A 20,561-nucleotide genomic window follows, 5' to 3' on the forward strand; every position below is an offset into this window, starting at 1 on the left:
AAAATTATAAATGTTAAGCATGGCCTGCTTCAGAGCTTAATTGACCGACATCAAAACCCAGCATCGAAACCGCTTTTTCCCAACGTTTTTCAACGGGTGTATTAAAGATGATCTCAGGGTCTGCTTTGATAATTAACCATGAATTCTCCAGCAGTTCTTGCTCTAACTGTCCTTGATCCCAACCAGCATAACCCAATGTGATAATAAATTGTTCTGGTGCTTCACTCGTTGTTAGGCTTGCTAACACATCCTTTGAAGTGGTGATCATAATATCACTGCTGAGCTTTTGACTCGCTGCATAACCAGGCTTTGGTGAGTGCAAAACAAAACCGCGATCGGTTTTTACAGGCCCGCCAGCATATACAGCTAAGCCTGCTGCTTGCTTACTTTTATCGTTATCAATTTCGATTTTATCGAGAAGCTCGCCCACGGTGATATTGATAGGCTGGTTAATTACCAAGCCCATCGCACCATCTTGGTTGTGCTCACAAATATACGTAACAGCACGCTTAAAAAAAGGGTCTTGCATGCTTGGCATTGCGATTAAGAAATGGTTCTCTAATGACTGCATAGGTCGCCCCTTTTGTTGTTTAAATTAAGTATGGCTCAGTTTTCTTTCAATGGCATCAAATAAGTGACCAGTGATTGAAATGTCATAAGCAGCTTCAATCTCTTTTACACACGTTGGCGCAGTGACATTGATTTCAGTTAAACGATCGCCAATGATATCTAGACCAACAAAAATAAGGCCTTTTTCTTTCAGTGTAGGTGCAACAGCCTCTGCAATTTTACGGTCTGAATCACTAATTGGACGTGCTTCACCTCTACCACCTGCTGCCAAGTTACCGCGCGTTTCGCCATTTTGCGGGATACGCGCTAGGCAGTACGGCATTACTTCACCATCAACCACAAGAACGCGTTTATCGCCTTGCTTGATTTCAGGGATATAATTTTGTGCCATTGCAAAACGACTACCATGCTCGGTTAATGTTTCGCAGATCACACCAATATTGGCATCATCTTCTTTAACTCTAAAGATAGAAGCACCACCCATACCATCAAGGGGTTTTAAAATAATATCTTTATGCTCAGCTAAAAATACACGAATGTCTGCTTGGCTACGTGTTACTAAAGTGTCTGGCGTATGTTCGCTAAACCAAGCCGTGAATAGCTTTTCATTGGCATCGCGTAAGCTTTGCGGCTTATTGATAACCAGCGTACCAGCTTGCTCAGCACGCTCTAAAATATAGGTAGCGTAGATGTACTCAGTATCAAAAGGCGGATCTTTACGCATTAAAATAACGTCTAAATCAGCTAAAGCAATGGCGGCTTTTTCTTCTAATTCATACCAGTGATTAACATCATCAAATACACGGGCTTTGGCAGCTGTTGCATAGCCTTGACCTTGACGTAGAGAAAGGTCATCCATTTCCATGTAGTAAATTTCGTAACCGCGCTTTTGTGCTTCCATCATCATTGCAAAGCCAGTGTCTTTTTTAATATTAAAGCCACTAATTGGATCAGAGATTATGCCTAGCTTAATTGCCATATTTTTGCCTTAGAATCGTATGCCATACTGTGTTTTGTTACTTTGATATATGGGTATTTTTACTGTTTTCAATTCGCTAAATCGCCAAACTGCAATTGTAATGCGCTCAATACCGTCAGAGCGGCTGTTTCTGTTCGCAGAACACGTGGCCCTAAGCGGATATCAACAAAGTCTTGCTGCTTAGCAATGTTAATTTCTTCATCGGTAAATCCACCTTCAGGACCGACTAAAAAGCGTACCCCTTCACTGGGGATTTGAATCGTTTTAATACTGTGCTCAGCACGCGGGTGCAAAGTAAGTTTAATCGCATCACTTGCTTGTTCTAGCCACTCTTTTATATCGATAGGCGGGTGTACAACAGGCACAACGTTGCGGCCAGATTGTTCAGCCGCGGCAATTGCAATTTTTTGCCATTGTTGATGTTTTTTAGCAAGGCGATCGCCACTTAGTTTTACGCCACAACGTTGACTAAAAATAGGGGTGATTTCTGTAATACCAAGCTCGACTGATTTTTGAATAGTGAAATCCATTTTATCACCACGAGAAATACCTTGGCCTAAGTGAATCTTTAAAGGCGACTCAACATCATGATCAACAAATTCCAGTGGCTTAACGACCACGTTTTTTTTGCTCACTTCAATAATTTCACTGAGGTATTCACCTCCTTCACCATTAAAAATCGAGACCTTATCACCGACTTGCATGCGCAATACGCGGCCAACATGACCTGCGGCATCATCATCTAGTGCTACTGGGGTGTTTAAAGAAATCGCTGAAGGTTGGTAAATATGTGGAACTCGCATGGCTTTCACTTATCAATAAATTTAGCAATATGGTAAGTATACAGCGGCTTAGGTGCAATTATTTATTTTCTATTTAACTCTTCAGCTAATGGTAAAAGATCTGTCGTCGTTTCAGCGATAGTTGTTTGACAGGAAAGGTGATTTATATGGGCGCTGTCGGGGCAAGGCGCAAAGCTAAAACCTTGTTCTTCTTGTTTTACTAAATAACGTATTTTATGTAGGGAATTGTATATAAATTTTTGTGCATCATCCGCTAATTGGTAATCGGTTAAATTAATTAAAACACCTTTAATGTTGTGGTGTTCATGCAGGTAGCTGGCCAGTTCAGAGACACTTATTTCATTACTGAAGTCGCAATAACAGTAATCTTTTATTAATTCATCAAACATAAGTTTGACCATGTGGCGGCTATTTGCGCCTGCCACAACAAGCGTTGAGCCTTCAACGCTCGCAAAGTAATGCTCAGTAAAGGCTCGGCTAAACTCATTGTCTATATCAACTAGTAAATAATCATTAACTTTAAAGGGCATAGAGTCTCACGGTACTAAAACTTCCGTATCAAATTGAAAACATACTAATAAGTAAATAGCCTATTGCGCCAAAAACGGCAAACTCAATACACGCAATACCAATATTATCTTGATGATCAACTTCAAGAGAAGTATCTATATTAGGTAAAGAAATATACTTAATAATGTAGCTCAAAATATAAAGTAATACCCACATAGCACCGCAATGAGATACCAAAGTGAATAAGTTTTCTACCATCTTACCACTAATAAATGATGCACTGGCAAGACCAGCATAACCGGCAAGAGCAAGGCCAATAGACTTACCGGCGTAGCGGATACCGATGGAAGTATTTTCTAGATTAAAATTACTTTGTAGCGACGCACCTTGGTTAGCTTTTGCAAAACGATACTCACGGATTTTACTATCAAGGGCAAACATACCTTGCAGCACAAAAAAGCTCACTGTGGCGATCAATAAGCTGCTATAGCCTTGAGTATGGCACCAGTTATAAAGACCAAGAGCAATAATACAGTTTGCGATTAGCATGCCTGAATCGACCAAGGCGGCGCAGACATTTTGCTTTAGAATAGCGGCTTCTTCATTAAAGCGATGCAAAATCCATTTACGATGAATTAAATGGCCTATTTTTATAAAAGCAAACAACAGCACAATGAGTAAAAGTACTTTTAGCGGATTAGATTGGGCTGCACTTAAGCTAATCTCATCAAATATATAAGCGATAGTTGCTATAACGACCATGATTTCGCTGGCAAAGCTTATTCCCATGGCAAAGTTATCATGTTGCGCAAGCTCTTCTTTAAGCGCTTGTTTTGCTTTGATTTGCGTTAGAATACGTAGCAGTACTATAGTGGCGCAGATTACTGCGAAACTAATAGCAATCGCGACTAAACTAGTGTTAGATAGTGATAAATATGACATGCAGGTCCCTGCTAAATAATTCTTTGATTATCATTCTAGTACGGTTATTGGCAAGTTAAAAGAGAGTATTTAATGAGTAATTTACACGCGCTTCCAGAGTCACTTCATCAGTTAGGCCAAACCCGCTTCGCGAGCTTGTATGAGGGGGAAACTGAACAACAGAAAATTATTAACTTGTTGTCTTTAAGCGACTTTGCGTGGAACTGCTTACAATCTCAGCCAAACTTAAAAGACTGGTTACTTGATGATAACGAGCTTGCTAACCGCGCAGTTGAAGCTCCGTTAAGTAGTACAGAAATCAATGAGCTTGACGACAATGCTGCAATGGCAAAACTGCGTTTGTATCGAGAAAAGTACTGGTTGAAAGTGGCTTTTCTTGACTTGTGCTGTGCAAACCCAATCGCTGATAGCATCGCTTATATCTCTGTGCTTGCAAATCAGCTTATCGATAGTGCCAATCAGTGGGCGTTTGCGCAGGTAGCTAAAGTTAGTGGTATGCCGCTTGATGATGACGGTAATGCAATGCAAATGTTAGTTTTAGGCATGGGTAAACTAGGTGGAGGAGAGCTTAATTACTCCTCTGACATTGATTTAATTTTTTCTTACCCTCGTGATGTTGCAACGCAAGGTGGGCGTCGCTCTATTGAAGCGCAGGTGTTTTATACCAAAGTGGCGCAAAAGCTGATTATGGCGCTTAATCAAACTACGGTAAATGGACAAGTATTTCGGGTTGATATGCGCCTGCGCCCATTTGGTGAAAGTGGGCCTTTGGTGATGAGCTTTCATGCTATGGAAGATTATTATCAAGAGCAAGGACGTGAATGGGAACGCTACGCCATGCTAAAAGGGCGATTAATCGGCACAGAAAACCGTTATTGGAATGAGTTTTATGAATTGCTACGGCCATTTGTTTATCGCCGCTATATTGATTTCTCGGTGATTGAATCGCTGCGTAAAATGAAGCAAATGATAGCTCAAGAAGTACGCCGAAAACGCCTTACAAACAATATTAAATTAGGCGCAGGGGGCATTCGAGAAGTGGAATTTGTGGTACAAGCGCTGCAAATGGTGCGAGGTGGTCGCGAAGCTAACCTGCAAACTCAGTCATTATTAGTTGCTTTAAAAGAACTGGTTAACAATCAGGTTATGTCCAACAAAGAGGCTGAATTACTTACACAAAACTATTTAGACTTACGTCAAATTGAGCAGTACTTACAGATATTTGCTGATAAGCAAACGCAAACCCTACCTGATGACGAATTAAATCAACAACGTTTATGTTATTTGCTCAATAAAGACGATTTTAATCAGTGTTTGTCTAGTATCGAGCAGATCATGTCTCAAGTCCATGGTGAATTCGAACAGGTGATTGGTTTTGAAAGTGAAACCAGCGACCCGTGTGAAAATGAGTACATCAGCGCATGGGAAATGACGGATGTTAGCCTGATGTGTGAGCCGAACCTTGATTGGCAAGCAGCATTGGAAGATTTTAAGGCGCGTTTAACTAAGGCGAAGGTTGGTAGTCGAGGTCGTGACATTTTAGATAAATTAATGCCGCTTTTACTTAAACAATTAACGATAGCAAAAGCGAGCAGTGACGCCTTTATGATGATCTGCCAAGTATTGAATAAGATCATTTCACGAACCGCTTATCTAGAGCTGTTGTATGAAAACCCTGGAGCCTTAAATCAACTGGTTGCACTATGCTGTCATAGTAAATGGATTGGCGAACATATCTCTCGTTACCCAATTTTACTTGATGAGCTGATCGATCCTCAGGTGCTTTATAAACCGACACCTTTATCTGCTTACAAAGATGAAATTAGACAATACTTCTTGCGCATTGAGCATGGTGATCTAGAGCTGCAAATGGAAGCTCTTCGTCAGTTTAAGCAAACGCATCAGCTACGCATTGCAGCGGCTGATGCAACAGGTGTACTCAGCGTGATGAAGGTAAGCGACCACCTTACAGCGCTTGCTGAGGCAATTGTAGAGCAAGCGGTCAATATTGCATGGCATGCGTGTGTTGAACGCTTTGGTCAGCCCGTTAATACGTCAGAGCAAGAAAAAGGCTTTGCGGTTATCGCCTACGGTAAAACAGGTGGTTTCGAAGTTGGCTACGATTCAGACTTAGACCTTGTGTTTGTGCATAACCACGATGGCAGCAGTTATACCGATGGTGATAAGTCGATTGATTCGCGTCAGTTTTATTTAAAACTTGCACAGCGCTTAATGCATTTATTCAATACTCGCACGGCGTCTGGTATTTTGTACGAGCTTGATACTCGCTTACGCCCTGAAGGGGCGTCAGGCTTACTGGCTATTAATTTAGAAAGTTACTACCACTATCAGCAAACTCAAGCATGGACTTGGGAACATCAAGCTCTCGTTCGCTCACGCATGATTTACGGTCAAGCATCATTAAAAGATCGTTTCGCGCGAATTCGTATAGATGTGTTATGCCAAACCCGTGATAACGAAAAACTAAAAACGGATGTTGTTGAGATGCGTGAAAAAATGCGCGCTCACCTTGCTAAGGGTAACGATGAGCTGTTTGATTTGAAGCAAGATAGGGGCGGTATTACAGATATTGAATTTATTACTCAGTATCTGGTGCTAAATAATGCTAAGCAACATCCAGAGCTAACGAGCTGGTCTGATAATGTGCGTATTCTAGCCGATGCGGCGCGTTTAGGCTGTATTAGTGAGCAAATGCAGCAAGAGTTAGTGGCTGCGTATATAGCCTATCGTTCACGTTATCATGTAATGAGTTTGAATCAGCAGGGGCGTTGTGCGCCACGTGCTGAGTTAACTCAGCATATCGACTTAGTTAGTCAGGCGTGGCTACAGGTGTTTTAGCTTTTTAAACGGCGGCAATTTTCACGTACATAAGCAGAGGGCAGCTCAGTGATCACAGCCGCTCTTTGCTTAAAACAAAAATAAGTGTAAACCTCATTTTCGAAATCATCGTTGATTGCTCGACCTACTTGATACAATGCAGAAACGAAGTTGCTATCAACTCGAAAGTGATCTTTTACTACGTAGTCTTTACTAAGATACCAGTACAACACAATATCTTCATTTTTAGCATAATCAGATAATACATCTTTTAAAGTCGTGCCATTTTCAAAGCGACGAGGTTGTATATCTCCTGTCCAGTTTGGCGATGAAGGCTCAACGACTTTTTCACGCTCAAATAGTGCGACATCTAGACTAGTTTCAGGTGTCGGTAATTTAAGAACATATTTATCTCGCTCGTTATCTTTGTCATTGACCTGATTTCGAAGGGCTGAATAAAAGCGTGATAGACCTTGGGCTGCTGCATTTTGAGTATTTTTGATATCTAATACGGGGCCGCTGCCAAATAAAAAATAAATAGCAGCAGCAATCAAAATGACAGCTAATGATAAATGCTTAACCCAAAACCACATTTCTAATACTCTTGTTGTTAATTAGCTTAATAAAACCATACATACAGCAAAATGTCACTCTACTTGTAATAAGAAGGTGCATTCTTATCTGGACGAGTTTTAAAGCGGCGATGTAGCCACATGTACTGCTCAGGAGCAACGTTTATTGCTTGTTCCATACGCTGGTTAACGCGTGTTACATCAGCAAGGTTATCGCCACTAGGGAAATTTTCTAAAATAGGAAGCACTTCTAGATGATAGCATCCATTCTCATCACGACGACTCGTTAAACTTACGGTTTCGCAGTTCTTACTATTGGCAAACAGCAGTGCACCTGTAGTTGTTGCTGTATCTTTTACCGCATAAAACGGTGCAAACTCGCAACGATTACGGCCATAGTCTTGATCTGGCAGGTAGTAACAAACCTTCTTGTTTTTGAGGGCTTGCAGTAGGCCTTTGACATCTTTTTTACCGATTAGATATTCATTAGAGCGTAAGCGACCATTGGTAGTAAAATACTCCATTAGAGGATTATTATGTGGGCGATAAAAACCAATACCTTGGTGCTTTAAGCCCATTACCCGACTTGCCATTTCAAGGTGTAAAATGTGTGGAACAAGAAGTAAAACGCCTTTGCCTGATTGCTGAATTTGCTGAAAATATTCTAACCCTTTTATCGAGCCATACACTTTTTTAACTCGCCACTCGGGCCACCACCAAGCCATGCCGGTTTCCATCATCGCAATACCGGTATTTTCCATATTTTTACGAACTAGTTCGCGTTGTTCATGCTCTGGCATTTCAGGAAAGCACAAACGAATATTCACCTCAGCAATATGGCGACGACGTTTCATAAAACGGTGTACTAGGCGGCCGAGCAGTTTTCCAAGCGCTAGTTGCAATTTATGTGGCAACCAAGAGATAAGATATAAAAAGAAAATGCCAACCCAAGTTAACCAGTAGCGAGGGCCCAAAAAAGACGCTTTAAACGGTGATGAACTAACCACAAAAAAATCTCTAAAAATAAAAAAGCTAGTTTAACTGTAAGTGTTTAAAAATACAAAAAGCCAGCGCTAGGCTGGCTTTGTTGGTATAAGTTTCGAAGAAATACTTAGATTTCTTTTAAACCTTGGTTAATAGCAATAAGGTCTTCACTAGTTAGTGTACCAGCAGCTTGTTTCAAGCGAAGTGTTGAAACAACATAGCGGTAACGAACATTTGCTAAGTTACTTTTTGCGTTATATAAGTTTTGCGTGCTGATCAATACGTCAACGATAGTACGTGTACCAACTTCAAAGCCTGCTTCAGTTGCTTTAAGTGCACTTTCTGCAGAAACAACAGCTTGTTGTAAGGCTTTATACGTGGCAATGTCAGACACTACTTGGTTATACGATGTAATAACCGAGCGAGTTACTGCACGTAAACTTGCTTCTAAATCTTCACTTGCGGCAACATAAAAAGCGCGAGCTTGATCTGTTGCTGCAGTTGTAGCACCACCTGAGTAAATCGGTAGGCTAAAGTTAACGCCAATTTTAGCGCTATCTTCACGAGGTTGATGTGAGTTGCTATTTAGATCGGTTAGGCTGTCACCGTAAGAAGCACTTAATGTTAGCTTCGGATAGTGACCCGCTTTTGCTAAATCAATTTGATCTTTTGCAATATCAACCGTTACTTTAGAAACTTGCAGATTTAAGTTGTTGTCTTCAGCAATTTTGATGTACTCAGACGATTGTTTATTTGGCGCAACAGTTGAAAATGTATCTGTATTCAACATGTCTAGTTTTGCGTGGTATTTACCAGTAATTTCGCGAAGTTGCTCACGCGCTGTTTCAACACTGTTCTTAGCAACAATTTCTTGTGCAACAGAGTTATCATATTGAGCTTGTGCTTCGTGTACGTCAGTGATTGCTGTTAAACCTACCGCATAACGCTCTTTAGTTTGTTGCAATTGGCGCTCGATGGCACGCTTTTCTGCTTGAACAAACTCAAGGTTATCGATTGCACTTAGTACGTTGAAGTAACCCTCAGCTACACGAACGATTAGATCTTGGCGTGCAAAATCATACTGAGCGTCTGCTTGTAATGCTTGCTTATCAGCAATGCCTAGCGAGTTCCAAGCGCCTAAATCAAATAGTGTTTGGTTTAGGCTAATACCACGGCTGAAAACATCAGGATCGTAATCATAACCAGCATAACCTGTAGTATCATTACCCTCATAAAGATCAGACTTGGTTGTTTCATAACCAAGGCTTAAGCCAATTTGTGGTAATAGTGCACTTAACGCGCGATCACTTTCATAAGCTTGCGCATCTGCTTGGGCTTTTGCTTTAAGTACGGTAGGATCGTTTGCTGTAGCAATCTCGTAAACTTGTAGTAAGTCTTCAGCATAACTAGCTGTTGCAGTCAGTGCGCTTGAAAACCCGATCAGCGCAGCGAGTAGAGTTTTTTTCATTGTTCGTTCAGTCCTTAGACAATTTTGTACTATCACCATGGTACTCTTTTTTAATGAATAACCAAAAAAAAATTACGTAAATCTGCATGTCCAAGTGTAACAGAATATAATTGGTCGTAATTTTTGCTTGCAGTGTAAAGGAAATAAAGGATGAAAATATCAGCAGTCTCACAATTTAACCATGATGACATAGAGTTAAAGCCAATTGAGCGTGTTTATAATGGTTTCTTTAAAATTAATATCTATCGCTTTCATCATGCCTTGTTTGCGGGTGGTAAATCAGTAGAAGTTAAACGTGAAATTTTAGAGCGCGGCCATGCTGTTGCTGTACTTCCTTATGATCCAGCGACTGATCAAGTTTTATTAATTGAACAAATTAGAATCGGGGCACTCGCATCAAAGCAGTCACCTTGGTTACTTGAGTGTATTGCAGGCATGGCCGATGGCAGTACTGATTACGAAGATGTAGCGAAGCGCGAAGCTTTCGAAGAAGCGGGAATTGAACTCGATGAGCTGGAATTTATGATGTCGTACCTTTCAAGCCCAGGTGGTACCACGGAGCGTTTGTATCTATATTTAGCACGCACTGACTTAACAGGGTATCAAGGCGGTATTTTTGGCCTTGATAATGAAGATGAAGATATCAAAACCCATGTAATGTCATACGATGAAGCTATGTTGCGCCTAGAGCAGGGTGAAATAGATAATGCAGCGACAGTTATCTCATTACAGTGGTTAGCACTGAATAAGCAACGTATACTGTCTGATTGGAAAAACTCATAGGGGATTATTTTGTCGTACGTCAGTGCCCAGCAACGTTATATTCAAAGCTTACCTAAGTACTTAACTTTGTGTGAGCATAATTACGTGCGTGCGCTGAAACTATTACCTAATGAGCGACGTGTAGGTCAGGAGCGTAAAGTGCAATTAGGGCACAGCACTTTTGCGGTTAAAGTTGACGATACAGCAAAATACACCACAGATATTTCTATCAGACAAGAAGCCGGTCATTTGCCTTCGGTTAAGCCTTTGTATTTAACTGTGCGCATGTATCATGATGCGAAAGTAGCCGAAATCGTGCATCATGATTTTCATCAGCGCATCAAGCCTTCCTATGCTTACCCTAATCCGAATATGCACCAAAAAGATGAAAAATATCAGCTTAACGCCTTTTTGTATGACTGGCTGGTGGCTTGTGTTGAAAACGGCCGAGCAGTTTTAAATTGGGATGTAAATAATGGCTTGGTTTAGTGACGCCTTCCATTTTGATAAAACAGCACTGAAAGTTGCCCACATCACTGATTGCCACTTATCAAAAGACATCCATGGTGAATACTTTAGCGTGAATACGGCAGCGTATTTTTCACGCTGTTTAGAAGCGATTGCTGAATTAGATGTGGATTGTGTGGTATTTGGTGGAGATTTAACACAAGATCACAGCAACGATTCTTATCAGCTTTTTGCTAAATTAATAGCAGACTCAGCGCTCAGTTGTCCGGTGTTTTGGCTGCCGGGTAATCATGATGAACTTGCTGAATATGAAAAGCTTATAAGCCCGCAAATTTTAAACAATAAACGCATTACCTTTTTAGGTGGGCAGTTGCTGTTAGCTAACTCAAAAGGCCCGACGCCGGCCGGCTGGGTAACACAAACGCATTTAGATGAATTAAGCCAAGCGGTAGGGCAGGTTCAAAGTGTGGTGTTTTGTCATCATAACCCGCTGCCTATTCAAGCCTATCTAGATAAACATATGCTAGAAAATGGCCCGCAATTTTTAAATACCTGCGTCAATACTGAGCAGTGTGTAGGGGTATTTCATGGTCATGTGCATCATGAGTACACGCAAAATTACCGTAACCTTAGTGTGTATGCGACACCGGCCTGCTCAATACAATTTAGCAAACACACGATGGCGTGGCAGCAAGAAGATTTGGGCCCCGCATTTCGACTCATCGACTTAATAATTGATGAGCAACAAAGCTTACTGCTAACCACGGATGTAGTATGGCTAAACGAGTAATTTATATTCATGGCTTTAATAGCTCTGAGCAATCTTACAAAGCTGTTCGTTTTGGTGAGCACATGGCGCAATTTGATGTCGATTATCAGGTGCCGCGATTAACTCATGAGCCATTACATGCAATTTTACAATTAGAACAACTGCTAAATGATGATACTGTATTACTAGGTAGTTCATTAGGTGGTTTTTATGCGACCTATTTGTCGCAACGTTATTCAATACCCGCGGTAGTCATTAACCCTGCGGTTCGCCCATTTGAGTTACTCGGTAACTATTTAGGGGAAAATTATAACCCGTATCAAGATAGTCATTATGAACTTGGTACTCGTCACATGGATGCATTGCGCAGTTTATATTTGCCGCAATTAGACACCCCTTCATTGATTTATTTGCTACAGCAAACGGGCGATGAAGTACTGCCATTTCAGCAGGCGGTTAAATATTATTCTCAGTGTAAGCAACACGTTGAATTTGGAGGCGATCATAGTTTTATCGGCTTCGAACAAACCTTTGCAAGTATTGTAGATTTTCTTAAAATCACGTAAAACATAGCTAAGCGCATAAAAGATATAAAAACTATGAGTCAGCAAAATTATAACGCCGAAGCAATTGAAGTCTTAAACGGATTAGAGCCCGTAAAACGCCGCCCAGGTATGTATACCGACACGGTTCGACCTAATCATTTAGGTCAAGAAGTTATCGATAACAGTGTCGATGAAGCAATGGCAGGCCATGCCACTAAAATAGATGTCATCCTTCATGAAGATAACTCTCTTGAGGTTATCGATGATGGCCGTGGTATGCCGATTGATATTCACCCTGAAGAAGGTATCCCGGGTGTGGAACTTATTTTTACCAAGCTGCACGCCGGTGGTAAGTTCTCTAATAAAAACTATCAGTTCTCAGGTGGTTTACACGGGGTAGGTATTTCGGTTGTAAATGCGCTATCGACTCGTGTTGAAGTGACTGTGCGCCGTGATGCGCAGCAATTTCGTATGGCTTTTGAAAACGGTGACAAGGTTGAAGATCTAAACGTCATTGGTAGTGTGGGTAAACGTAACACAGGGACAACTGTACGTTTTTGGCCTGATGCGAGCTATTTTGACTCAGCTAACTTTTCAATTACTAAGCTTAATCACTTATTAAAAGCCAAAGCGGTATTGTGCCCAGGCTTGCGCATTAAGTTTACTAACAAGCAAACCAAAGAAAGCCAAGAGTGGTATTACGAAACAGGCTTAAAAGATTACCTAGTTGAAGCAGTCAAAGGCTTTGAAGTATTACCAAAAGAGCCGTTTATTGGTGACTTTTCAAGTTCAACCGAAGGCGCTGACTGGGCGGTTGTTTGGCTACCTGAAGGCGGTGAATCAATCGCTGAAAGTTATGTAAACTTAATTCCTACTGCACAAGGTGGTACACACGTTAATGGTTTACGCCAAGGCTTGCTTGAAGCAATGCGTGAATTTTGTGAATTTAGAAACCTATTACCACGTGGTGTAAAGCTAACACCAGATGATATTTGGGAGCGTTGTAGCTACGTATTGTCGGTTAAAATGCAAGACCCACAGTTTGCTGGCCAAACAAAAGAAAAGCTGTCTTCTCGCTCATGCGCTGCGTTTGTATCAGGTGTGGTAAAAGACTCATTTAGTTTATGGTTAAACGAGCATACAGAAACGGCAGAATTATTAGCTGAGTTATGTATCTCAAATGCGCAGCGCCGTTTACGTGCTGCTAAAAAAGTTGTGCGTAAGCGTGTTACCTCAGGCCCTGCATTACCGGGTAAATTAACGGATTGCAGTGCCCAAGATAATGACCGTACTGAACTGTTTTTAGTAGAGGGTGATTCAGCAGGTGGTTCAGCAAAACAAGCACGTGACCGTGAATTCCAAGCAATCATGCCGCTGCGCGGTAAAATCTTAAATACCTGGGAAGTTGAATCTGGGCAGATTTTAGCATCGCAAGAGGTACATGATATTTCTGTCGCTTTGGGTATTGACCCTGATTCAAGTGATTTATCTGGTCTGCGTTATAACAAGATTTGTATCTTGGCCGATGCTGACTCAGATGGATTACACATTGCTACCTTGCTTTGTGCGCTGTTTGTTCGTCACTTTCCATCGCTTATTAAACAAGGCCATGTGTATGTAGCTATGCCGCCGCTATTTCGTATCGACATTGGTAAAGAGGTTTACTACGCCCTTGATGAAGACGAAAAGAACGGTATTTTAGCGCGCATTGAAGCTGAGAAAAAACGCGGTAAGGTTAATGTTCAACGCTTCAAAGGGTTAGGTGAAATGAACCCGTTACAATTACGCGAAACCACGATGGATCCTAATACGCGTCGTTTAGTGCAATTAACCTTAGATGAAGAAGAGCAAACCATGGAAATGATGGATATGCTTCTTGCAAAGAAACGTTCGTCAGATCGTCGTCAGTGGTTAGAAGATCACGGAAACCGCGCAGAAGTTTAGTTAAAGGTGTAGCAACCTAGTTGCTAGCAACGAATTAAAGGGCAAGAAAAAATGAAAAAACTACTGACCTCATTATTGTCGCTGAGCTTGTTATCAGCGCCTGCAATGGCAAAAGATATTCTTGATAAGTTAACAGTTGCTGATGGGTTTTCTATTAGCCTGTTTGCTGATGATGTAGAAAATGCACGTCAAATTGCGGTATCAAAAAGAGGTATTGTTTACGCAGGCTCACGTAAAGCAGGCAATGTTTATGCGTTGATTGACCATAACAGTGATGGTGTGGCTGACAGAAAAATGGTTATTGCCACAGGTCTTGAAATGCCATCAGGTTTAGCGATTAAAGATGGTGATCTATATGTGGCTGAAGTGTCACGTATCATCCGTTTTAAAGACGTTGATAAAAATTTAAAAGATCCTAAATACGACGTGGTATACGATAAGTTTCCAACTGATCGTCACCATGGCTGGAAATTCATTAGTTTTGCGCCAACTGGTGAGTTAATTGTGCCAGTGGGTGTACCATGTAACATTTGTGCTGAAGACGAAAAATATGGTCGTATCTTCTCGTTAGATGTTGATACAAAAGAAATTAAAACAATCGCCAAAGGTGTTCGTAACTCAGTTGGTTTTGATTATCACCCTACAACGAATGCATTTTGGTTTAGTGATAACGGCCGTGACATGATGGGCGATGACATGCCACCTTGTGAAATTAACCGTGTTGGTGAAGGTGAAGAGGGCGCGCATTATGGTTTCCCTTATGTTCACGCTGGGGCGATTTTAGATCCTGAGTTTGGTAAAGGTAAAAGTATTGCTGACTACAAATCGCCAGCCCTTGCACTTGGTGCTCATGTTGCTCCTTTAGGTATTCATTTTTATAACGGTAAGCAGTTTCCTGCTAAATTCAAAGAGCAGCTTTTTGTTGCTGAGCATGGTTCGTGGAACCGCAGTAAAAAGTCAGGCTACAAAGTGATGCTAGCGAATGTTGAACAAGGTCGTATTACTAAGTACACCCCGTTCATCACAGGCTTTATGCAAAACGAAGAAACATTTGGTCGCCCAGTTGCATTTGCAGAGCTTGCAGATGGCAGCTTATTAATCTCAGACGACTTTGCTAATGTGATCTATCGCGTTAGTGCTAAGAAAAAATAGGTAAGCGTTAATGAGTGATACAGATACCTTGCTGATGCAAGGCATAGAACAACAAACAATGGGGCGCTTTACTGAAGACGCCTACTTAAACTACTCAATGTACGTCATTATGGACCGTGCCTTACCTCATGTAGGTGACGGTCTTAAGCCTGTACAGCGTCGTATCATCTATGCAATGAGCGAACTGGGGTTATCGGCGCAAGCAAAATATAAAAAATCAGCCCGTACCGTGGGTGATGTACTGGGTAAATATCACCCTCATGGTGATAGTGCTTGTTACGAAGCCATGGTGTTAATGGCGCAGCCGTTTTCTTACCGCTACCCGCTGGTGGACGGTCAAGGTAACTGGGGTGCTGCCGATGATCCTAAGTCATTTGCTGCAATGCGTTACACCGAAGCGCGTTTATCTAAGTTCTCAGAAGTTTTACTAAAAGAGCTGGGTCAAGGCACTGTCGATTGGACCGCAAACTTTGACGGCACACTTGATGAGCCAATGGTGTTACCTGCGCGTTTACCGCACATCTTACTCAATGGTGTAACGGGTATTGCTGTAGGTATGGCAACCGATATTCCACCACATAATGTGCGTGAAGTTGCCAGTGCCTGTTGTTTATTACTTGATAAGCCAAAAACTGAAATCGAAGAGTTGCTTGAGTTAGTGCATGCGCCTGACTACCCAACAGAAGCTGAGATTATCACACCGAAAGACGATATTCGTAAGATTTATCAAACTGGACGTGGTTCTATCAAGATGCGTGCAATTTACACTGAAGAGCAAGGTGACATAGTGATCACCGCGCTGCCTCATCAGTGTTCAGGTGCTAAAGTGCTTGAGCAAATTGCTGCGCAAATGAATGCTAAAAAGTTGCCGATGGTTGCTGATTTACGTGACGAATCTGATCACGAAAACCCGACCCGCATCGTGATTGTTCCGCGTTCTAACCGCATCAAGGCTGAGCCATTAATGGCGCACCTATTTGCAACCACAGATTTAGAAAAGAACTACCGCGTAAACTTAAACATGCTTGGCCTTGATGGTCGTCCGCAAGTGAAAGATTTACGTAGTATCTTAACTGAGTGGTTAACGTTCCGCCGTGAAACAGTTCGCTGTCGCTTACAGCACCGTTTAGACAAGGTATTAGCACGCTTACATATTTTAGAAGGTTTATTAACGGCCTTTTTAAATATTGATGAAGTCATCGAAATCATCCGTACTGAAGATAAACCAAAGCCTGTTTTAATGGAGCGTTTTGGTTTAACAGATATTCAAGCAGAAGCGATTTTAGAGTTAAAACTACGTCATTTAGCAAAACTTGAAGAGTTCAAGATTAAAGGTGAGCAAGATGAGCTTGCCCTTGAGCGTGACAAGTTAGAGCAAACGCTTGGTTCAGAGCGTCGTATGTCGACGTTGATGAAAAAAGAAATCCAAGAAGCGGCTGAAATGTATGGTGATGATCGTCGCTCACCAGTTGTTGAACGTTTAGAAGCAAAAGCACTAAGCGAAAAAGACCTTATCCCTTCAGAATCAGTGACTGTTGTGTTATCCGAAAAAGGTTGGGCACGTGTTGGTAAAGGCCATGATTTAGATGTTGAAGGGCTGAGTTATAAGTCAGGCGACAGCTATAAAGCCTCAGCGCGAGGTAAGAGTAACCAGCCTGCAGTGTTCTTAGATTCAAGTGGTCGTGCTTTTGCTACTGATGCACATAGTTTACCTTCAGCTCGAAGCCAAGGCGAACCAATGACAGGGCGCTTTAACTTAAGCTCTGGCGCCAACTTTGAGCATGTGGTGATGGCAGAAGACAACCAAGTGTTGTTAATGGCTTCCGATGCAGGCTATGGCTTTATAAGTGACTTTAAAGATCTGGTGAGTAAGAACAAAAACGGTAAAGCGCTGGTCAGTGTTCCTAAAGGCGGTGAATTACTCGCGCCAATTAGAGTAACTGACGTAGCAACAGATTACTGTATGGCAATTTCTAACGAAGGCCGCATGTTGTTATTCCCACTGCGCGATTTACCTAAGCTTAGTAAAGGTAAAGGAAATAAGATTATTTCTATCCCAAGTGCGAAAGTGCAAGCCCGTGAAGAGTTTGTAAAAGTGCTGGCTGTGGTGCCTGCGGGCAGTAGCGTAACCCTGCATGCAGGTAAACGAAAACTGACACTCAAACCGGCTGATCTTGAGCATTATCATGGTGAACGCGGTAGACGAGGTAATAAGTTACCCCGAGGCTTACAGCGTGTTGATGAAGCTGTAGTCGAAGTGACTCAAACTGATGACAGTGATGAGTCGCCAAGTGAAGTAACTGAGTAAACCAGAGGCCTGCAATTGCAGGCCTTTTTATTGTTAAAACGTTATGAAGTTTTAAGCGTACACATGTGCGCTTAAAGCTATGGAAATGCTATTTTTCACGTTATAATGCGCGCTGATTAGTACGAGGAGAATTCGTTTGTTAGCTATTTTTCGCATAATTTTCATGGCGTTATTTATTGTTTTAAGCTGTGTTTTTGGGCTGCTTTTATGCATTGTGAAGCCATTTCATACCAATAACGTGCATATTATTGCGGGTTGGTTTTGCAAGGTAGCTAAAATTTTAGGTGTCAAACTAGAGCTTAAATATCACGAGACTCCAAAAAATATTGGTCCTGCTGTCTATGTAGCAAATCATCAAAATAACTATGACCTATTCACTTTACCTGCCATGGTGCCAGAGAACTGCGTAAGCCTTGGTAAAAAAAGCCTCAAATGGATCCCGTTTTTTGGTCAGCTATATTGGTTATCGGGCAATATCTTAATTGATCGTGCTAACCGCTCAAAAGCGGCGGGCACAATTTCTAAATCAGCTGAGAAAATAAAACAAAAAGGCTTGTCGGTGTGGATGTTTCCTGAGGGCACGCGAAGCTATGGTCGCGGTTTATTACCCTTTAAAACCGGGGCATTTCACACAGCAATGAGTGCTGATGTGCCAGTTGTACCAGTTTGTATGAGTACAACGCACAAAACTATTAAGCTAAATCGCTGGGATAATGGTACAATTTACCTCGAAATGCTAGCGCCGATTTATCTTGATAAAGACGTATCTGCTCGTGACCATGCTTCACATGTTCATCAGATTATGGCCGCTAAAATAACTGAATTAGATGCTCAAGTGAGAAACAAATAATGGAAAATTGGCGCGAAATTACTGAAGACATCGTTACTTCATTACTTGAAGATGGCTCAGATCCTGAAGTACTTTATGAAGTGGAACACCACTTTGTTAGCGAAAATTTTGAAAAATTAGAGCAAGCAGCTTTAGCCGCTTTTAAACTAGGTTACGATGTTGAAGAACCAGCTGAACTTGAGCTAGAAGACGGCGAGAAAGTATGGAGCTTTGACGTGGTTGTTGAGTGTGAACTTGATGTAGAAGCCATTATGGAAGACGTAGACAAGTTAGAAGCGCTTGCTCAGCAAACAGACGTTGAATACGACGGCTGGGGCACTTACTTTCAGGAGTAAGATTTAGAGCTGTCAGCTATCTGCCGTCAGCTCTTAGACTGAACTACCACAATCTAGCGAGTTGCTTGACTCGTTAGTTTACCCTTCTGACTAATACCTATTTCGTATTCGCTATTCAATCTATAGACATTTGTAATCAATTAGCGATAATAAAAAACTCGATGTTTATATGCGCTAAGCTTACCTATGCTTATTACTTTACCCATTGCCGAACTTGTTCCAGGGATGTTTGTTGACAGTGTCAGTAAGCAACAAGAGCATGTAAATAGTATTAAGATCAAAACACGTGGTTTAGTGCGTGATAAAACAATTATTCAGCGCCTGATCTCTGAGGGGGTTGAAGAGCTACTCATCGACTTTACACAAAGCGATGTTGCACTCCCTAAAAAATACCAACCAAAGCCTGAACCGGCTAAACCGAAGGTTGAACAAAAACCTGCTGCTAATGAAGAGCCGCAAGGGATCACGGTTCAACAAGAGTTTCTAAAAGCTAGTGTTCACTATGAGCAGCATAGTCGTAAGCTACAAAGTTTATATTCCGATATTACAGCTGGACTAAAAATGAATATGGCAGTGCTTGACGACATTGCTGTTGATATAGTCGGCTCCGTTTTTCGAAATCACAATGCATTAACTATTTTAACTCGTCTCAAAGATAAACATATTTATAACTGGCGTCACATGATCAACACTGCGATTTTGGTGAGTGTGTTTGCTAAGTATTTAGGCTATAAAGAAAAGACGATCAAAGAACTGGCGATGGGAGCTTTGCTGCATGATATTGGCCAAGCTAAAATGCCGCAAGGTGTTTTATCTAAGCCAAGCGCATTGAATGATAACGAAATGCAAGTCGTTAAAAAACATGTGGCGCAGAGTTTAGGTTTAGTGAAAGGCGAGAAGGGCATTACTCCACTAATGCTTGATATGATAGTAAATCATCATGAACGTTTAGATGGTACAGGTTATCCACGCGGTATTACCGCTGAAAAGCTTAGCCGCCCCGCAAGAATGATGGCAATTGTTGATGTTTATGATGCTATGACGGCAGATAGGCCTCATCAAATGGGAGAAGAACCTATTTCGGCTTTGCGTTATTTACTTGCGAACAAACAAATGTTTGATTCTGAATTAGTGCAGCGCTTTATTAAATGTCTAGGTGTACACCCTGTCGGTACTATTGTTAAGTTAAATAATGATCGTTTAGCGTTAGTAATGGAAGGGAATCACGAGAATCCAATCAAACCAAAAGTGAAAGTATTTTATAATGCTAAACATAAGCACCACGTGACGGCGAAAGATGTCGATTTGAATGTGGAAAAAGAACTAAAAATTATTGCCAGTATTAAACCCTTAGATTATCAGCTTAATTTGGCTCGTTTGTTAAAAGAGCATCTGCTTGTTTAGACTTAACACAGCGTTTTTTGGCGCTGCGTTTAGCTGAAATAAATGCCCCACTAAAACAACTTATCATTAAAACTAACCACAATAGCGTCCCTTTTTCGACATGTAAGGCTACACAACACAATAAAAGAGACAAAACTGAGCTAAACATAGCGCCTAACCAATAATGATTGACTGGGTTGTCGCAATCACCTGCTTTAGTACATGCACAATAATTTGCTTTACAAAAATAATGAACGCTCACACCGCATAACATTAGTGCCACAATAATAAAGGCGATTTCCATACTCAAACTCAACTGAGAAACTTTTATTTTTAGTCTAAAGCTACAAAGGCGATAAGTCAATGCAAATGATAATTA

General features: G+C 41.4%; 20 protein-coding genes. 11 read left to right on the plus strand and 9 right to left on the minus strand.

Going from position 1 to position 20,561, the window contains the following annotated elements; genetic code table 11:
* Positions 1 to 13: 13 nt before the first annotated feature.
* The 5 genes from BIZ38_RS11310 to BIZ38_RS11330 form a co-directional block, all read right to left on the minus strand.
* Positions 14 to 571 carry a YqgE/AlgH family protein gene (locus BIZ38_RS11310; RefSeq protein ID WP_054552661.1) on the minus strand — a complete coding sequence of 186 codons (558 nt, stop codon included), beginning with the start codon at positions 569 to 571 and terminating at the stop codon, positions 14 to 16.
* A 24-nt stretch (positions 572 to 595) separates the two neighbouring features.
* The gene (gshB, locus tag BIZ38_RS11315) at positions 596 to 1,549 is read right to left on the minus strand and encodes a glutathione synthase (RefSeq protein ID WP_187490295.1); all 954 of its coding nucleotides are present in this window, start codon (positions 1,547 to 1,549) and stop codon (positions 596 to 598) included.
* A 68-nt stretch (positions 1,550 to 1,617) separates the two neighbouring features.
* Positions 1,618 to 2,352 carry a 16S rRNA (uracil(1498)-N(3))-methyltransferase gene (rsmE, locus tag BIZ38_RS11320; protein WP_187490296.1) on the minus strand — a complete coding sequence of 245 codons (735 nt, stop codon included), beginning with the start codon at positions 2,350 to 2,352 and terminating at the stop codon, positions 1,618 to 1,620.
* Positions 2,353 to 2,414: 62 nt separating this feature from the next.
* Complete coding sequence (locus BIZ38_RS11325; RefSeq protein ID WP_054552658.1) at positions 2,415 to 2,882, minus strand: hypothetical protein; 468 nt, start codon at positions 2,880 to 2,882, stop codon at positions 2,415 to 2,417.
* A gap of 28 nt (positions 2,883 to 2,910) precedes the next feature.
* Entirely contained in the window at positions 2,911 to 3,804 is an 894-nt protein-coding gene (locus BIZ38_RS11330; protein WP_054552657.1) for a hypothetical protein, read from the minus strand.
* A 72-nt stretch (positions 3,805 to 3,876) separates the two neighbouring features.
* Here BIZ38_RS11330 and glnE point away from each other — a divergent pair, with 72 nt between their 5' ends.
* Positions 3,877 to 6,663 carry a bifunctional [glutamate--ammonia ligase]-adenylyl-L-tyrosine phosphorylase/[glutamate--ammonia-ligase] adenylyltransferase gene (gene glnE, locus BIZ38_RS11335; protein WP_187490297.1) on the plus strand — a complete coding sequence of 929 codons (2,787 nt, stop codon included), beginning with the start codon at positions 3,877 to 3,879 and terminating at the stop codon, positions 6,661 to 6,663.
* Here the strand turns inward: glnE and BIZ38_RS11340 are convergent.
* The 3 genes from BIZ38_RS11340 to tolC form a co-directional block, all read right to left on the minus strand.
* A complete protein-coding gene (locus BIZ38_RS11340; RefSeq protein WP_054552655.1) occupies positions 6,660 to 7,235 on the minus strand; it encodes a TcpQ domain-containing protein in 576 nt (191 codons plus the stop codon). The two genes, glnE and BIZ38_RS11340, sit on opposite strands and share 4 nt — an antisense overlap.
* 59 nt (positions 7,236 to 7,294) lie before the next feature.
* A complete protein-coding gene (gene lpxL / locus BIZ38_RS11345; RefSeq protein ID WP_054552654.1) occupies positions 7,295 to 8,221 on the minus strand; it encodes an LpxL/LpxP family Kdo(2)-lipid IV(A) lauroyl/palmitoleoyl acyltransferase in 927 nt (308 codons plus the stop codon).
* 104 nt (positions 8,222 to 8,325) lie between these two features.
* Positions 8,326 to 9,666 (minus strand): outer membrane channel protein TolC, encoded by a 1,341-nt coding sequence (tolC, locus tag BIZ38_RS11350; protein ID WP_054552653.1) that lies wholly within the window; start codon positions 9,664 to 9,666, stop codon positions 8,326 to 8,328.
* A gap of 150 nt (positions 9,667 to 9,816) precedes the next feature.
* On the opposite strand from tolC, the gene BIZ38_RS11355 reads away from it, so the two are divergent.
* From BIZ38_RS11355 to BIZ38_RS11400, 10 genes are all read left to right on the plus strand, one after another.
* On the plus strand, positions 9,817 to 10,449 hold the full coding sequence (locus BIZ38_RS11355; RefSeq protein ID WP_187490298.1) for an NUDIX domain-containing protein: 633 nt from the start codon (positions 9,817 to 9,819) through the stop codon (positions 10,447 to 10,449).
* A gap of 9 nt (positions 10,450 to 10,458) precedes the next feature.
* Positions 10,459 to 10,917, plus strand: coding sequence for a DUF1249 domain-containing protein (locus tag BIZ38_RS11360; protein WP_054552651.1), 459 nt, complete (start codon positions 10,459 to 10,461; stop codon positions 10,915 to 10,917).
* Positions 10,904 to 11,686 (plus strand): metallophosphoesterase, encoded by a 783-nt coding sequence (locus BIZ38_RS11365; protein WP_054552650.1) that lies wholly within the window; start codon positions 10,904 to 10,906, stop codon positions 11,684 to 11,686. The genes BIZ38_RS11360 and BIZ38_RS11365 overlap by 14 nt, the downstream gene beginning before the upstream one ends.
* The gene (locus BIZ38_RS11370) at positions 11,671 to 12,231 is read left to right on the plus strand and encodes a YqiA/YcfP family alpha/beta fold hydrolase (protein ID WP_054552649.1); all 561 of its coding nucleotides are present in this window, start codon (positions 11,671 to 11,673) and stop codon (positions 12,229 to 12,231) included. Before BIZ38_RS11365 ends, BIZ38_RS11370 begins: the two co-directional genes overlap by 16 nt.
* Before the next feature lie 33 nt (positions 12,232 to 12,264).
* The gene (parE, locus tag BIZ38_RS11375; RefSeq protein WP_138616280.1) at positions 12,265 to 14,154 is read left to right on the plus strand and encodes a DNA topoisomerase IV subunit B; all 1,890 of its coding nucleotides are present in this window, start codon (positions 12,265 to 12,267) and stop codon (positions 14,152 to 14,154) included.
* 51 nt (positions 14,155 to 14,205) lie between these two features.
* A complete protein-coding gene (locus BIZ38_RS11380) occupies positions 14,206 to 15,306 on the plus strand; it encodes a PQQ-dependent sugar dehydrogenase (RefSeq protein ID WP_138616282.1) in 1,101 nt (366 codons plus the stop codon).
* A 10-nt stretch (positions 15,307 to 15,316) separates the two neighbouring features.
* Positions 15,317 to 17,614 carry a DNA topoisomerase IV subunit A gene (gene parC, locus BIZ38_RS11385; protein WP_138616284.1) on the plus strand — a complete coding sequence of 766 codons (2,298 nt, stop codon included), beginning with the start codon at positions 15,317 to 15,319 and terminating at the stop codon, positions 17,612 to 17,614.
* A 163-nt stretch (positions 17,615 to 17,777) separates the two neighbouring features.
* The gene (locus BIZ38_RS11390; protein WP_082389235.1) at positions 17,778 to 18,464 is read left to right on the plus strand and encodes a 1-acylglycerol-3-phosphate O-acyltransferase; all 687 of its coding nucleotides are present in this window, start codon (positions 17,778 to 17,780) and stop codon (positions 18,462 to 18,464) included.
* The gene (gene rraB / locus BIZ38_RS11395; protein WP_054552644.1) at positions 18,464 to 18,799 is read left to right on the plus strand and encodes a ribonuclease E inhibitor RraB; all 336 of its coding nucleotides are present in this window, start codon (positions 18,464 to 18,466) and stop codon (positions 18,797 to 18,799) included. Before BIZ38_RS11390 ends, rraB begins: the two co-directional genes overlap by 1 nt.
* Positions 18,800 to 18,985: 186 nt before the next feature.
* Complete coding sequence (locus BIZ38_RS11400) at positions 18,986 to 20,203, plus strand: HD-GYP domain-containing protein (protein ID WP_054552643.1); 1,218 nt, start codon at positions 18,986 to 18,988, stop codon at positions 20,201 to 20,203.
* Here BIZ38_RS11400 and BIZ38_RS21800 read toward each other — a convergent pair.
* Entirely contained in the window at positions 20,163 to 20,486 is a 324-nt protein-coding gene (locus tag BIZ38_RS21800; protein WP_054552642.1) for a hypothetical protein, read from the minus strand. The genes BIZ38_RS11400 and BIZ38_RS21800 overlap by 41 nt on opposite strands.
* Positions 20,487 to 20,561 lie beyond the last annotated feature (75 nt).

This window comes from Pseudoalteromonas sp. BZK2 (assembly GCF_014349195.1).
In the GTDB taxonomy this organism is placed as follows: domain Bacteria; phylum Pseudomonadota; class Gammaproteobacteria; order Enterobacterales; family Alteromonadaceae; genus Pseudoalteromonas; species Pseudoalteromonas simplex.

Bases quoted from the DNA above. Each gene is read 5' to 3' on its own strand.
- tolC (WP_054552653.1), bottom strand. From the start codon at position 9,666: ATGAAAAAAACTCTACTCGCTGCGCTGATCGGGTTTTCAAGCGCACTG.
- BIZ38_RS11400 (WP_054552643.1), top strand. From the start codon at position 18,986: ATGCTTATTACTTTACCCATTGCCGAACTTGTTCCAGGGATGTTTGTT.
- rsmE (WP_187490296.1), bottom strand. From the start codon at position 2,352: ATGCGAGTTCCACATATTTACCAACCTTCAGCGATTTCTTTAAACACC.
- BIZ38_RS11365 (WP_054552650.1), top strand. From the start codon at position 10,904: ATGGCTTGGTTTAGTGACGCCTTCCATTTTGATAAAACAGCACTGAAA.
- BIZ38_RS11380 (WP_138616282.1), top strand. From the start codon at position 14,206: ATGAAAAAACTACTGACCTCATTATTGTCGCTGAGCTTGTTATCAGCG.
- rraB (WP_054552644.1), top strand. From the start codon at position 18,464: ATGGAAAATTGGCGCGAAATTACTGAAGACATCGTTACTTCATTACTT.
- BIZ38_RS11355 (WP_187490298.1), top strand. From the start codon at position 9,817: ATGAAAATATCAGCAGTCTCACAATTTAACCATGATGACATAGAGTTA.
- parE (WP_138616280.1), top strand. From the start codon at position 12,265: ATGAGTCAGCAAAATTATAACGCCGAAGCAATTGAAGTCTTAAACGGA.
- BIZ38_RS11370 (WP_054552649.1), top strand. From the start codon at position 11,671: ATGGCTAAACGAGTAATTTATATTCATGGCTTTAATAGCTCTGAGCAA.
- glnE (WP_187490297.1), top strand. From the start codon at position 3,877: ATGAGTAATTTACACGCGCTTCCAGAGTCACTTCATCAGTTAGGCCAA.
- BIZ38_RS11330 (WP_054552657.1), bottom strand. From the start codon at position 3,804: ATGTCATATTTATCACTATCTAACACTAGTTTAGTCGCGATTGCTATT.
- BIZ38_RS11325 (WP_054552658.1), bottom strand. From the start codon at position 2,882: ATGCCCTTTAAAGTTAATGATTATTTACTAGTTGATATAGACAATGAG.
- gshB (WP_187490295.1), bottom strand. From the start codon at position 1,549: ATGGCAATTAAGCTAGGCATAATCTCTGATCCAATTAGTGGCTTTAAT.
- parC (WP_138616284.1), top strand. From the start codon at position 15,317: ATGAGTGATACAGATACCTTGCTGATGCAAGGCATAGAACAACAAACA.
- BIZ38_RS11310 (WP_054552661.1), bottom strand. From the start codon at position 571: ATGCAGTCATTAGAGAACCATTTCTTAATCGCAATGCCAAGCATGCAA.
- BIZ38_RS21800 (WP_054552642.1), bottom strand. From the start codon at position 20,486: ATGGAAATCGCCTTTATTATTGTGGCACTAATGTTATGCGGTGTGAGC.
- BIZ38_RS11340 (WP_054552655.1), bottom strand. From the start codon at position 7,235: ATGTGGTTTTGGGTTAAGCATTTATCATTAGCTGTCATTTTGATTGCT.
- BIZ38_RS11390 (WP_082389235.1), top strand. From the start codon at position 17,778: ATGGCGTTATTTATTGTTTTAAGCTGTGTTTTTGGGCTGCTTTTATGC.